The organism is Micromonospora marincola (assembly GCF_056150385.1).
Genome location: NZ_JAXCFT010000017.1, coordinates 1 through 13,727 on the forward strand (window position 1 = coordinate 1; position 13,727 = coordinate 13,727).

11 protein-coding genes are annotated in these 13,727 nt (G+C 71.4%); 4 read left to right on the forward strand and 7 right to left on the reverse strand.

The genetic code is table 11. The annotated features are described in order from the left end of the window. On the forward strand, nt 1-639 hold a 639-nt coding region (locus SM450_RS25560), incomplete at its 5' end, for a cellulose binding domain-containing protein (protein WP_474622320.1). 94 nt (nt 640-733) lie between these two features. Further along, entirely contained in the window at nt 734-1,942 is a 1,209-nt protein-coding gene (gene manD / locus SM450_RS25565; protein ID WP_474622321.1) for a D-mannonate dehydratase ManD, read from the forward strand. Nucleotides 1,943-1,954: 12 nt separating this feature from the next. On the opposite strand, the gene SM450_RS25570 is transcribed toward manD, so the two are convergent. The 6 genes from SM450_RS25570 to SM450_RS25595 are packed head-to-tail and all read right to left on the reverse strand — an operon-like array spanning nt 1,955 to nt 9,918. Next, entirely contained in the window at nt 1,955-4,057 is a 2,103-nt protein-coding gene (locus SM450_RS25570) for an alpha-glucuronidase (RefSeq protein ID WP_474622322.1), read from the reverse strand. Further along, nucleotides 4,054-4,743, reverse strand: a complete 690-nt coding sequence (locus tag SM450_RS25575; protein WP_474622323.1) for a YesL family protein — start codon at nt 4,741-4,743, stop codon at nt 4,054-4,056. Before SM450_RS25575 ends, SM450_RS25570 begins: the two co-directional genes overlap by 4 nt. Next, a complete protein-coding gene (locus SM450_RS25580) occupies nt 4,740-6,326 on the reverse strand; it encodes a GH39 family glycosyl hydrolase (protein ID WP_474622324.1) in 1,587 nt (528 codons plus the stop codon). Before SM450_RS25580 ends, SM450_RS25575 begins: the two co-directional genes overlap by 4 nt. Further along, on the reverse strand, nt 6,326-7,969 hold the full coding sequence (locus SM450_RS25585; RefSeq protein WP_474622325.1) for an ABC transporter substrate-binding protein: 1,644 nt from the start codon (nt 7,967-7,969) through the stop codon (nt 6,326-6,328). The genes SM450_RS25580 and SM450_RS25585 overlap by 1 nt, the downstream gene beginning before the upstream one ends. 36 nt (nt 7,970-8,005) lie before the next feature. Then, on the reverse strand, nt 8,006-8,932 hold the full coding sequence (locus SM450_RS25590) for a carbohydrate ABC transporter permease (protein WP_474622326.1): 927 nt from the start codon (nt 8,930-8,932) through the stop codon (nt 8,006-8,008). Continuing rightward, nucleotides 8,929-9,918 (reverse strand): ABC transporter permease, encoded by a 990-nt coding sequence (locus tag SM450_RS25595; RefSeq protein ID WP_474622327.1) that lies wholly within the window; start codon nt 9,916-9,918, stop codon nt 8,929-8,931. The genes SM450_RS25590 and SM450_RS25595 overlap by 4 nt, the downstream gene beginning before the upstream one ends. Nucleotides 9,919-9,988: 70 nt before the next feature. Here SM450_RS25595 and SM450_RS25600 point away from each other — a divergent pair, with 70 nt between their 5' ends. Then, a complete protein-coding gene (locus SM450_RS25600) occupies nt 9,989-11,164 on the forward strand; it encodes an acetylxylan esterase (RefSeq protein ID WP_474622328.1) in 1,176 nt (391 codons plus the stop codon). On the opposite strand, the gene SM450_RS25605 is transcribed toward SM450_RS25600, so the two are convergent. Then, complete coding sequence (locus SM450_RS25605; RefSeq protein ID WP_474622329.1) at nt 11,055-12,356, reverse strand: hypothetical protein; 1,302 nt, start codon at nt 12,354-12,356, stop codon at nt 11,055-11,057. The two genes, SM450_RS25600 and SM450_RS25605, sit on opposite strands and share 110 nt — an antisense overlap. A 186-nt stretch (nt 12,357-12,542) precedes the next feature. On the opposite strand from SM450_RS25605, the gene SM450_RS25610 reads away from it, so the two are divergent. Then, nucleotides 12,543-13,724, forward strand: coding sequence for an ROK family protein (locus tag SM450_RS25610; protein WP_474622330.1), 1,182 nt, complete (start codon nt 12,543-12,545; stop codon nt 13,722-13,724). The last annotated feature ends 3 nt before the right edge of the window (nt 13,725-13,727 follow it).

The following is a 13,727-nucleotide window of genomic DNA, read 5'->3' on the forward strand; positions in this document are numbered from 1 at the left end:
CGTCGGGTGTTGGCGAAGCGGTTGGCCAACGGTGACGTCGCGGTCGCTCTGTTCAACCAGGGCAGCGCCACCACCACGATCAGCACCACCGCGGCGGCGATCGGGCTGTCGGGCAGCTCGTTCACGCTGCGCGACGCCTGGACCAACACGACGAGCAGCACGTCCGGCGCGATCTCGGCGAGCGTGCCCGGCCACGGCACTGTCGTCTACCGGGTCAGCGGCGGGTCCGGCAGCCCCACGCCCACCCCGACCCCCACGACCACGCCGACCGCCAGCCCGTCGCCCACCGCCTCGCCGACCACCCCGCCGCCGTCCACCGGCGCCTGCCAGATCACGTACGCGATCACCAGCCAGTGGCCGGACGGGTTCCAGGGTGACGTGACGGTGCGCAACACCGGGACCACGGCGGTCAACGGATGGACCCTGCGGTGGTCCTTCGCCAACGGCCAGCAGATCAACCAGGCCTGGGGCGCCACCTACACCCAGAGCGGCGCGCAGGTCACCGCCACGAACGTCGGCTACAACGGCGCCATCAGCCCGGGCGGCACCGTGACCTTCGGATTCATCGCCGGCTGGTCCGGCGGCAACACCAGACCGACCGCGTTCACCCTCAACGGGCAGAACTGCGACGTCGCCTGACCGGATGCGGCCGGGGGAGCGGTCGTGGCCGAGCCGCCACGACCGGTCCCCCGCCCGAATCGACCTTGACCGATAACTGGGGGATGATGCACGGATGAGGATCGTCGACGCACGGGTCATCGTGTCCTGTCCCGGCCGCAACTTCGTGACCCTGAAGATCCTCACCGACGACGGGGTCACCGGCGTCGGTGACGCCACCCTGAACGGCCGGGAACTGGCCGTCGCGTCCTACCTGCGCGACCACGTCGTGCCGCTGCTGGTCGGGCGCGACCCGGCCCGGATCGAGGACACCTGGCAATACCTCTACCAGGGGTCGTACTGGCGGCGCGGGCCGGTCACCATGAGCGCCATCGCGGCGGTCGACACCGCGCTGTGGGACATCAAGGGCAAAGTCGCCGGGCTGCCGGTCTACCAGCTCCTCGGCGGCCGGTCCCGGGAGGGCGTGACCGTCTACGGCCACGCCAACGGGGAGACCGTCGACGAGGTGCTCACCGAGGTCGCCCGCTTCGTCGACCTCGGCTACCGCGCGGTGCGGGTGCAGTGCGGCGTGCCCGGCCTGCCCCGGACCTACGGCGTCAGCGCCGACAAGATGTTCTACGAGCCGGCCGACGCCGCGCTGCCGACGGAGACGACCTGGTCCACCGAGGCGTACCTGGCGCACGTGCCGACGGTGTTCGCCCGGGTCCGCGACGAGTTCGGCCCCACCCTGAAGTTGCTGCACGACGTGCACCACCGGCTCACCCCGATCGAGGCGGCCCGGCTCGGCAAGAGCCTGGAGCCGTACGCGTTGACCTGGATGGAGGATCCGGTCCCGGCGGACCTGCCGGAGGGCTTCCGGCTCATCCGGCAGCACACCACCACGCCGATCGCTGTCGGTGAGGTCTTCAACAGCGTCTGGGACACCGCCCAGCTCATCCGGGAACAGCTCATCGACTACGTCCGGACGACAGTGGTCCACGCCGGTGGTCTCACCCACCTGCGCCGCATCTTCGACCTCGCCGCGCTGCACCACGTCCGCAGCGGCTCGCACGGCGCCACCGACCTCTCCCCGGTCTGCATGGCCGCCGCGCTCCACCTGGACCTCGCCATCCCCAACTTCGGCCTCCAGGAATACATGCGGCACACCGCGCTCACCGACGAGGTCTTCCCGCACGGCTACCACTTCGACGACGGCTACCTGCATCCCGCCGAGACCCCCGGCCTCGGCGTGGACATCGACGAGGAGGCCGCGGCCCGCTACCCGTACGCGCCTGCCTACCTGCCGGTGAACCGGTTGACCGACGGCACCGTCCACCCCTGGTGAGCGCGTCCGGGGTCAGTGGATGCGGCGACCGTGGGCGTCCGGCACCCCCGACTTGCGGAAGAAGTACGTGGTGATCTGGTCCCGCCACTCGACGGCGCTGCGGAGCTGCTCATCGAGGCGTTCGGCCACCCGCTCGTACACGGCCGGCGCGACCATCCCGGCGAGCGCCTGCCACCGCCGGCGCATCGCCGCCACCTCCTCGACGCCGGCGAAGTGCGTGTCGTAGATGTGCTGGATCACGGTGCGCCCGCTGTGCAGGACATGCCGGTAGGGGACGTGGTGGAAGAAGAGCAGCAGCTCGTCCGGGCACCGCTTGAGTGATTCGTACACCTCCGACCACGGCTTCGGATACTGGCCGGTGAAGCCGGTCCCGGTCGCCCGGGTGCGGTCCACCCCGACGCCGTCGCGGTCGGCGAAGTGGTAGGTGCCCCACGCGGTGTACTCGTAGCCGTCCACGTCCGGGCCGTAGTGATGCCCGGGCCGCACCATGAAGCCGACGCCGAGCGGCGCGGTGTAACGCTCGTAGGTGCGCCAGGAGTCGTCCATGATCGCGTGCAACGTCCGCCGCACCAGCTCCGGGTCGCCAGTGGTCGTCGGCAGCCAGGTCAGCTCGATCCACTCGTCGAGGATCGCGCCCGGGTCCAGCCGGGGATCCCAGGCGAGCCGGCCGAAGGCGTACAGATTCGCCTGGGCCAGCGGATGCCCGGTCCAGAACGGGTCGTCGCCCACGTTCGCGACCGCGACCAGGCCACCACCGGCGTCCCCGGCGACCACGTCGGCGACCGTGCGGCCACCCTCGCCCCACGGCGGGAACCGCAACACCTCGGCCCACCACGGCCCGAGGTGGCAGACGTGCCGCTGCTGGCCCGTGTACTCCTGCGTCACCTGCAACTCCACCGCCACTCGGGTGGCCGGCATGGCGGCGATCACCGGCGACACCGGCTCGCGCACCTGGAAGTCGAGCGGACCGAACTTCACCTGGAGGATCACGTTGTCCCGGAACCGCCCGTCGAGCGGAGCGAAGTGGTCGTGGGCGGCCCGGGCCCGGTCCGTCGACCGGTCCCGCCAGTCCTGGTGGTGGTCGTAGACGAACGCCCGCCAGCGCACCACGCCGCCGTGCGGGGCGAGCGCGTCGGCGAGCAGGTTCGCGCCCTCGGCGTGGTCGCGCCCGTAGGTGAACGGGCCCGGCCGGCCCTCGGAGTCGGCCTTCACCAGATAGCCGCCGAAGTCGGGGATCCGCTTGTAGACCCGTCGGGTGGCGGCGGCCCACCAGGCCCGCACCCGGTCGTCGAGCGGATCGGCGGTGGGCAGGCCGCCGAGGACCACCGGGGCGGCGAAGGTCACCGCCAGGTGCACCCGGACGCCGTACGGGCGGAGCACGTCCGCGATCTCGGCCACGTCGTCGAGCCGGTCGGTGAGCAGCAGCGCCTCGGTGTCGTGCACGTTGACGTTGTTCACCGAGATCGCGTTGACGCCGCAGGCGGCGAGCAGGCGCCCGTAGTCGCGCAGCCGGGCCAGGTCGCGCCGGGCCGCGCCGTCGTGCCAGAAGATCGAGCCACCGGCGTACCCGCGCTCGATCTGACCCGACACCTGGTGCACGGCCACGTTGTCCCAGTGGTCGAGCATCCGCCGGGCCAGGGCGGGTTGGTGCCGCCGCGCCGGACGGTCGTCGTCGAAGGCCGCCGCGCCGAGCCGGACCACGTGGAACAGCCCGTACAGCAGGCCGGCCGGCGCGTCGGCGAGCACCACCGTCACGCCGTTCACCCGGGCCAGCAGGAAGCCCTCGTCGCCGAGGGAGCCGGCGCCGGCGCCGTCCACCGCAGGTGTCGCGCCGAGCCGGGCCGACTCCGCCGCCGCGTTCGCGACCGGACCGTCGTGGCGCGACGCGAGCACCAGGTCGGCGTCGACGTCCCAGGGCGGGGAGTGCCAGATCCGGCCGCCGTACCTGGTGCAGGCCCGCGTCACCTCGTCCAGGACGGTGTCGACGAGCGGGCCGCCGCCGTGCACGAGCACGTCCCGGGAACCGAGGGCCCGGAACGCCTCCGGCGGCAACCAGGCGGCGTGCCAGGTCAACTCGCCGGCGTGGGCGGACGCCTGGCCGGTGGGGGCGCTCACGAGGTGAACTCCGTCCGGACGTGCTCGATCATCGGCTCGTTGATCCGCAGGAGCGCCAGTACGACGAGCGCGGCGAACAACGCGAGCGTCGCCTCGGAGAGGGCCGCGGTGACGCCGGCCACCGCGGCCAGCAGCACGGCGTTGCCGAACGTGACGCCCGGCTTCCGGACCAGGAAGTACAGGGCCAGCCGGACCGTGTCGCGGGTGCGGAAGTCGAACAGCGAGACGATCACCAGGGCGTTGACCCCGGCCAGGACCACCCCCGCCCCGACCAGTGCCAGCGGCGCCGCCCACCAGCCCGGTACGGCCGCGGCCGGCAGGTGGGCGAGGTTCACCGCGATGACGGCCAGCCACAGCAGCGTCGGCGCCCAGACCCGCAGCACACCCGGCAGGTTGGCCCGGTAGGCCCGGCGGAACGCGGCGGCGGGACGCAGGTCGGTCAGGTCGGGGCGCTGGTGGCGCAGGGTGTGCAGGGCGGCGGAGACGGCCGGGCCGACCGGCAGCAGGGCGACCGCGACCAGGGGGAGGTTGCTGGCGTCGCGGTCGAGCAGCACCAGCGCGACAAGCCCGGGCAGCACGCTGAGCAGCAGCCACAGCTCCACCGCGAGCAGCGTGTAGACGACCGCGGCGACGCGCGACAACGGCCCGTCGCCGAACTCCCGCCGGCTGCCCGCCGCGTCGCTCACGGCCGCGCCTCGGGCGCCGCGCCGACCGGCGGGTCGCCAGTCGGGTCGCCGATTGGGTCGCCAGTCGGGTCGCCGGTCTGGTCGAGCAGCCGGTCGTCCCACCACGGCGGTGTCTCGTCCACCACCGGGGTCAGCTCGACGAGTGTCACCTCGTGCCGGCCGAGGGTGAGGTCGAGGTCGACCCGCCCGGCGGTGACCGGCAGGGCCCGGTGGCTGCGGGCCGGCTCTGCGGTCTCCCGCAACACGTCGAGCTGCCGCGGGCGGGGCGACTGCGGGCTGCCCAACTCCCGCCAGGCCGCCCAGACGTTGCCGGCGTCCTCGCTCACCGACGAGCGGAGCTGGAACGCCGACACGGTGCCCGGCGGGCCGAGCGGGACCGACAGCGCGAGGGTGTGCCGCTCGGGCGACGGCTCCCGGCCGGTGACGTCCACCGGAGCCCAGGCCAGCACCGCGACCCGACCGTCGGGGTGCCGGGTGACGAGGTGGTCCGGCCCGCGGGCGAGCACCGCGTCGCCGAGCCGGGCCATGAACGCGTACAGGTGGTAGGTGGGTTTCTTGACCTGCCGGTGGGTGAGCATGCCGAAGCCGCCGTGCATCAACGCGGTCGGCACCCCGCACTCCTCGAACACGTCGCTGAAGGTCCAGTACGAGAAGGAGTCGACCAGGTCCCCGCCGCCGGCCAGCACCGGCGCGAGGTAGGCGGCGTGGAAGGCGGTGTCGTGGATCGGGTTGTCCGGCCGGTAGGAGGAGTTGAACTCGGTGATGTGCACCGGGAGGTCGGCGAGCGCGGTCCCGGCCAGGTGCCGGCGGGGCGCGGCGAACTGGTCGAGCAGCTCCGTCGCCGGGGCCAGCGCCTGCCGGGTGCCGAACGGCACGTGCCGTGCCGGGCCGGAGGTGTAGGCGTGCCGGCTGACGAAGTCGACAGGCACCCCGCGGTCGGTGACGAACTCGGCGAACGGTTCCCACCACTCGTCGGCCCCGGGGGAGATGGCCGGGCCGCCGACCTGGAGCGCCGCGTCGACCTCCTTGACCGCGTGCGCCGAAACCTCGTACAGACGGTGGTAGGCGGCCCGGTCGGCGTCCTGCCAGAAGTCGGTCAGGTTTGGTTCGTTCCACACCTCGATCGGCCAGCCGCGCACCTCGTCGAGGCCGTACCTGTCGACCAGGTGGCCCACCGTGGCCCGGACCAGGTCGCCCCACTCGGTGAAGCTGCGCGGCGGCGTGACGTTGCCCCGCCACCAGAACACCGTCTGCTCGCCGGAGGCGAGCGCCGAGGGCATGAAGCCAAGCTCCACGAAGGGCCGGATGCCCAGGTCGAGGTAGGCGTCGACGACCTGGTCGACGTACGTGAAGGCGTGCCGGACCCGGCGCTCGCCCCGGTGCTCGTACGGGCGGTGCACACCGACGCCGTCGCTGAGCAGGCCGTGCCCGCGGATGTGCCGGAAGCCGATCTCCCGCTGCACGAGCGCCAGCGAGTCCTGATAGTCGCGCCGTAAGGCCAGGTCGAACCGCCCGGTGCCGACGCAGGTGCGCCAGGCCCCGGTCAGCCGGCCGGTGGGCCGCTCGGGAACGGTGACGCGCATCAGCCGTGGTTCTTGCGGTACCGCTCGTACGCCTTGTTGACCAACTCGGCGTAGGCCTCCGCGTTCTTGCCCTTCAGTTCGGCGACGTAGGCGTCCCATTCACTGAGCGGCCGTTGGCCGAGGGCGAACTTCAGCGCGTTCGCGGTGACGTGGTCCTTCAACGCGGTGGCCCACAGCGTGGTCTGCTCCTGCTCCTCGTCGCTGAGCGGCGCGGGCGGCGGGGTCACCCAGGGCGCGGGCTTGCGGGCGTTCATCTCCTTCTGGAACTCCAACTCCTCGGGGGAGAAGAACGACTGCACCAGGTCGAGCTTGCCGCCGTAGGCGAAGACGCCGTTGTAGAAGCCGAAGTCCTTCTGGAGGTGCTTGGTGCCCTTGGGGTTGAGCCCGAGCACGTCGACGTCCGGCGCGAGCGTGCGCTTGCCCGAGCCGTCCCGGGAGTACGTGGTTCCCTCGACGCCCCACTTGGCGAACTCCTCGCCGGCTTCGGAATACCAGAGCCAGTCGATGAACTGCATCATGGCCACGAAGTTCTTGCTGTCCCGGGCCTTGCTGGAGATCATCACGCCGTTCTCCAGCCGGCCCGCCGGGTTGACCGGGCCGGCCGGACCGATCGGGAACATGATCTTCCCGAAGCGGGCGTTCGGGTTGAGCTTCGCGCTGTCCGGGCGGTAGTCGTTGACGATGGACTGCGCGTTGGCGCTGATCACGAACGACTTGCCGCTTGCGAGCTTCTGGCGGGCCTGGTCGTCGGTCTGGGTGAACGTCTCCGGGTCGAGCAGCCCCTCGGCGACAAGCTTGTGGAGGTACTCCAACACCTGGCGCCACCGGTCCGAGCCGCCGGTGAAGACGAACTTCCCGGCGCTCTCGTCCCAGCTCGTCGGCTGGTAGTTCCAGCCGGCGCCCTGGAGGCCGTACGCGAGGGCGAGCATGTTCAGCAGGTTGCCGGCGGGGTTGGGCTTGCCGAACCGGTCGGAGAGGGGATAGAGGTCCGGGTGGGCCGCCTTCATCGCCTTGAGCATCGTGTAGACCTCATCCCACGAGGTCGGCGACGGGATGTTCAGCTGCTCCAGGACGTCGGTGCGGACCGCGAGCGTGTAGTCCTGCCACGGCTTCTCGTGCAGGCCGGGCAGCAGGTAGAACTTGCCGTCCTCCTGCCGCAGCGTGTCCATCTCCGGCTGGAGGTTCCACTTCTCCAGCTTCTCCTTGAAGTGCGGCATCAGGTCGAGGTAGTCGCTCACCGGCAGGATGGCGCCGGAGGAGACGTACTGGTTCTCCTGCGGGTGGTAGGTCTTCGGGATGATGAGCGGGGCGTCGCCGGAGCCGACGAGCACGCCGCGCTTCTGCTCGTAGTCGCTGAGCGGGACGGCCACCGGGTCCAGCTTGATGTTCGTGCGCTTGGCCAGCTCGCTCCAGAACAGCCAGTCGGGCTTGAGCGGATAGTTCGGGTGGTTGTTGTAGAGGATCGAGAAGGTGAGCGCCTCGGTGGCCTTGAACTGGTCCCCGACGCCGTACTTGTCCATCGCGCCCGCGCGGTTGCGGTCGAGGTCCTTCTTCTCGGGGGTGTCGTCGCCGCAACCGGCCAGGGAGACGACGGCGGCTGCGCCGGTGGCGAACAGCACCTGGCGTCGGGACAGCTGGACCATGGTGTTCCTTCCAGTGGTGGGCTGGTGCGTGCGCGGCTATCCCTTGACGGCGCCGAGCATGATTCCGGAGACGAAGTAGCGCTGGATGAACGGATAGACCGCGAGGATCGGCAGCACCGTCAGCACGATCGTCACGGACTGGATGGTGGCGGCGGACTGCACGACGTCGCTGGCGCTGCCGAGGCCGCCGCCGGTCTGCGTGGCGTCGGTCGCGCCGGCCAGGAGGTTGCGGAGATAGACGGTCACCGGGAGCAGGTCCTGCCGGTCCATGTAGAGGAACGCGGCGAACCAGGAGTTCCAGAACGAGACGGCGTAGAACAGCACCATGGTGGCGACCATCGCCTTGGACAGGGGCAGGACGATCCGCAGCAGCGTGCCGTACGTGTTCAGCCCGTCGACCGCGGCGGCCTCCTCCAACTCGACCGGCAGGCTCTCGAAGAACGCCTTCATCACCAGCAGGTTGAACACGTTTATGGCGTTCGGCAGCGCGATCGCCCAGACGGAGTTCTTCAGCCCCAGGCTGGTGACCAGGACGTAGTTGGGGATCAGGCCGCCGGTGAAGAACATGGTGAACACGGCGATCCCGACAAGCGCGGTGCGGCCCCGCAGGTGCTTCTTCGACAGCACGTACGCGTAGCAGGTGGTCAGCACGACGGAGATGAGCGTGGCGACCACCGTGTAGAAGACGGTGTTGCGGTAGCTGACCCAGAACGTCGGGTCGGACATCACCGCCCGGTAGGCGGTGAGGTTGAAGCCGCGCGGCACCAGATTGACCTCACCCGCGACGATGTACGCGTTGTCGCTGAGCGAGCGGGCCACGATGGTGAGGAACGGATACACCGTCACCACCACGACGGCGGTCAGGACGACGGCGTTGACCGCCTGGAAGATCCGGTAGCCCCGGGTGGGCCGGGGACCCCGCGGCCGGCTCGCCCGCCCCCGTGCGCGGGCGGCCGTGGTCACCACAGGCTTGTCCCCACCGTGCGCCGCGAGATCGCGTTCGCGGACAGCACGAGCGTCAGCCCGATCACGGCCTCGAACAGGCCGATCGCGGCGGCGTAGCTCAGGTTGCCGGAGACGATGCCCACCCGGTAGAGGTACGTGGAGATCACGTCCGCCGTCGGGTAGGTGAGCGGGTTGTAGAGCAACAGGATCTTCTCGAAGCCGACCGCCATGAACGTGCCGACGTTGAGGATCAGCAGCGTCATCATCGTCGGCCGGATGCCGGGCAGCGTGACGTGCCAGGTCTGCCGCCAGCGGTTGGCGCCGTCGATCCGGGCCGCCTCGTAGAGGTCGCCGTCGATGGTGGTGAGCGCGGCGAGGTAGAGGATGGTGCCCCAGCCGACGGTCTGCCACACCTCGGACGAGACGTAGATCGTGCGGAACCACTCGGCCTGTTGGAGGAACTGGACCGGTTTCCCGCCCACGGCGCCGACCACCTGGTTGACCGTGCCGTCCACCGACAGCAACTGCATGACCATGGCGGCCACGATCACGATCGACAGGAAGTGCGGCAGGTAGGACACCGACTGGACGAACCGCTTGAGGACGCGGCTGCGGACCTCGTTGAGCAGCAGCGCGAGCACGATCGGCAGCGGGAAGCAGAACAGCAGGGTCAGCGCGCCGAGCACGAGCGTGTTGGTGAAGACGCTCCAGAACGTGGGGTCGGTGAAGAACAGCCGGAAGTAGCGCAGGCCGGTCCAGTATTCGCCGAACAGGCTGCCGCCGGGCTGGAAGCGCCGGAAGGCGATCACGTTGCCGAGCATCGGCAGGTAGCGGAACGTCAGGAAGAACAGCAGCGGCCCGACCGCGAGCGAGTAGAGCTGCCAGTCCCGGCGCAGGGCCCGCCGCCAGGGCGGACGTCCGGGCCGGCGGCCGGGGGCGCGCGTCGTCCGGGGCGGCGTGCCGGGCCGCGCGTCGGACGACGGCCGCACGGTTTCGGACAACACCCGCACCCCTCCTGTCCGGAGCGCGTGACCGAAAGTTTCCGGTAATGCCCCGTAAGCCTTTCGGAAATTTATGGGTATCGTTGTCGGCGTGTCAAGAGTGTCGATCGATCTTTCCCCGGCCCAACTCCGGCGCGACCCGCCCACAGTCGTCGAGCCCACCGACTTCGACCGGTTCTGGCAAGCCACCCTCGCCGCCGCGGCGGCCACCCCGGTCCTCGTCGACGTCCGGCCGGAGCCCACCGGCCTGCGGCTTGTCGACGTCTGGGACGTGACGTTCGCCGGCTTCGCGGGCGAACCGGTCCGGGCCTGGTACACCCGTCCCGCGGGTGTGACCACGCCCCTGCCGGCGGTGGTCGAGTATCCCGGCTACGGCCGCGGCCGGGGCCTGCCGGGCGAGCGGCTGACCTGGCCGGTGGCCGGATACGCGCACCTGCTCGTGGACAACCGGGGTCAGGCCGGGCTGCACGCCTCCGGGGACACCCCGGATCCGCACGCCGCGCCCGGCGGCCCCACCATCGCGACCCGGGGCATCCTGACGCCGGAGGACTACCACTACCGCCGCCTGATCACCGACGCGGTCCGCGCGGTCGACGCGGCCCGCGCCCTGCCCGGCGTCGACCCGACCCGCGTCGTCGCGGTCGGCAACAGCCAGGGCGGCGGGCTCGCGCTCGCGGTGGCCGGCCTCGTCGGCGACCTGACCGCGCTGCTCGTCACAGCCCCGTTCCTGTGTGACATCCAGCGGGCCATCGAGCTGACCGACGCCTCGCCCTACGGTGAGATCGGCAGGTATCTCGCCGTGCACCGCGAGGCGGAGGAGGCGGTCCGGCGCACCCTGTCCTACGTCGACGGCGTCACCTTCGCCCGCCGGGCCACCGCGCCGGCGCACTTCGGGATCGGCCTGCGCGACACCGTCTGCCCGCCGAGCGGCGGTCTCGCGGCCCACGACCAGTACGGCGTCGCCGCCGTCGGGACGGACCGACCGGCCCGGGAACTGCACACCTACCCGTTCAACGGCCACGAGGGCGGGGAGGCCCTGCACGTCCGGCGCCAACTGCGCTGGCTCGACGCGGTGCTCCGGTCCCCGGTCGGAGCGGCGTCCGCCGGCCGACGTGGTGGTGCGGGTCAGGCGTGGGTGGTCACTGGGCCAGCAGCCAGCGCAGGATGGTCCGGTCCTCGTAGGTGGGCGCGGCGGCGAGGTGGTGATCCGGCTCGTAGAACGCCGAGTCGGCGTACTCGGTGTACTTGACCAGGGCGTTGGCCTGGGCGGGGGTCTTGCCCAGGGCGACGTACGCGTTCCAGATCCGGTTGTAGGAGGCCTGCCCGGTGGTGACCACGTTGAGCAGGTGGTCGTGGGTGCCGTGGGTGATCCAGACCGGCGTGGCCGAGGCGGCGACGGCGGTGGCCTGAGCCTCGCTGGCGCCGAAGCCGCCGGTGATGAGCGCGCCGTCGAAGAGCCCGGGGTGGGTGGCGAGCGCGGACCAGGCGAGGGTCGAGCCGTACGACACCGTGGACGCGTAGATCCGGTCCTGGTCCACCGCGAACTGCCCGGTGAACGCGTTGAGCAGCTCGACCATGACCTCCGCCTGGGCGGCGGCGGTGCCGACCCGCTGGTTCTGCGGCGCCAGCACGATGACGTCCTCGGTGCTGCCGGTCCACTCCTCCTGGAGCCAGGCGGTGGCGGGAATGTCCGCGGCGACCTGGACGCCCTCGTTGCTTCCGTTGAAGCCCATGCCCTGCCCGGGGAGGATCACCACGACCGGATACCGCTTGGCCGGGTCGTAGCCCTCGGGCAGGTGGTAGGCGTAGGGGATCATCGTGCCGCCGGTGGTGGTGAACCGCTTGTAGACGAAGTCGTCGGCGAGCAGGTTGACGGCGGGTCGGGTGGGTCCGTAGGCCTTGGTGGAGCCGGCGGCCAGGCGGGGGCCGTTGCCCTTGCCCTTGCCTGGCTGGGCGTGGACCTCCTTCTTCTGCGTGACCCGCGTCTGGAGGTCCTTGTTGATCGTCACGAAGTTGCCGGTCGCCATGACGGTGTTCCCGCCCGGATCCCGCTTGTCGAGTTCGATGACAACGAACCTGCCGGGGTCGGACTGCCGGTCCCCGTTCAGGCTCGGCGTGTCGTTCGTGTAGACGGCGGTGATGGTGCGGTCCGCTCGCTTGGCCGGGTCGGTGAGGTCCGCGACCGGGTTGAAGCGGAAGTTGTATAGGCTGTCCGAGACGGTGTAGGTGTCCTCGTCCAGGGTGCGCGGGTTCACCGTCGCCGAGTACTCGACCGCGACGGCCGTGACCTTCTGGCCGTAGGACAGGATCTGCGTGATCGGGATGACGTTCCGGATTCCGTCGCCGTGCCCGCCGGGTGGCTTGGCGACGGCGCTGCCGGGGGCGATCAGGGCCACGCCGGCGATGACTGCCGCCCCGGTCAGGAATGCTCGCTTCGACACTGCTGGTCCCTCCGATCGGTGCGCGCCGCTTGGGGAAGGGGGCGCCCTGGCAGGGACGGTACGCAACACCCCGGAAACAATCAATAGACGAAAAGAGCCTGGTCATCGCGCTTTATTTACAACGAAGTTGTCGTAAATGGAGGCTGGTGATAGCGCCATTCCGGTGGAGCAGCTATAAATGCGGCTGTGGCACTGACCTCCGACGCAGACCTCGACAGCGGCGCCACAGGCACCGCGCGGGCGGTCCTGCGGGCGCTGTCCGACGGCCGGCGACGCACCGTCGCCGAGCTCTGCGCCGAGCTTCCGGTGGCGCGCAGCAGCGCCGTGCACGCGTTGCACCGCCTGCGGACCGCCGGCCTGGTGGTGGAACATCCGGTCCAGCGGGCGACGCGCGGGCGGCCCGCGCGGGCGTGGTCGCTCGCCACGTCACCCGGCCTGCTCGCCGTCGTCGTGGCCTCGGCACACGGCTTCCTCGGCGGGGTCGTACGGCCCGACGGCGAGGTTCTGGCGTCAGTGCCCGGCCCGGTTGACGCCGCCCCGCCCGGCGTGGCCCTGAGCCTGCTCGATCAGGCTCTCGCCGATGCCGGAGTGACGGCGCGCGACATCGCGCTCGCGGTTCTCGGCCTCCCCGGGCCGTCCCCGCTCGCCGCGCCGCCCGGCGCGGACCCGCTCGGCGGGTCACACCTGCGGCGCTTCCGCGAGTGGGACGGACGGCCCGCCGTGGACGTCCTCGCCGCGCACCTCGGCCGGCCCGTCTTCGGCGAGAACGACGCCAACCTGGCCGCGCTCGGCGAGGCCGTCCACGGGGACAGCGCCGGCGCGCACACCGTGCTGCACATCTCCCTGACCAACGGCACCGGCGCCGGCCTGGTCATCGGCGGCCGGCTGCACCGGGGCGGCTCCCGCCTGGCCGGCGAGATCGGCCACCTCCACTCCGACGACGGCGGGCAGCTCTGCGAGTGCGGGGCCCGCGGCTGCTTCTGGCAGAGCACGAGCATCCCGGCGCTGCTCGGCGAACTGGCCGCCGCGCACGGCCGGACCTTCACCGTGGGCGACCTCGACGCGGCTGCCGCCGCCGGGGAACTCGGGATCATGCGGGCGCTACGCGGGTTCGGCCGCGCCCTCGGCCGTCGCGTGGCCGACTTCGTGGTGTTCGTCGACCCCCAGGCCGTCGTCGTCGACGCCGCCCTGGGCGCCGCCTCGCACATCATCGCGGCGGGCATCCGGGAGGCGGTCGACCAGTACACCCCGCCGATGATGGCCGCCTCGGTGCGGATCTCCTCCGGATCCCTGGGCGCGTCCGCCCATCTGCTGGGGGCCGCGGCCCTGGCCCGGACGGAGAACCTCCTCGACGCCGTCCGGCCCTGATCC

Bases quoted from the DNA above. Each gene is read 5' to 3' on its own strand.
- manD (WP_474622321.1), top strand. From the start codon at position 734: ATGAGGATCGTCGACGCACGGGTCATCGTGTCCTGTCCCGGCCGCAAC.
- SM450_RS25580 (WP_474622324.1), bottom strand. From the start codon at position 6,326: ATGCGCGTCACCGTTCCCGAGCGGCCCACCGGCCGGCTGACCGGGGCC.
- SM450_RS25585 (WP_474622325.1), bottom strand. From the start codon at position 7,969: ATGGTCCAGCTGTCCCGACGCCAGGTGCTGTTCGCCACCGGCGCAGCC.
- SM450_RS25600 (WP_474622328.1), top strand. From the start codon at position 9,989: ATGGGTATCGTTGTCGGCGTGTCAAGAGTGTCGATCGATCTTTCCCCG.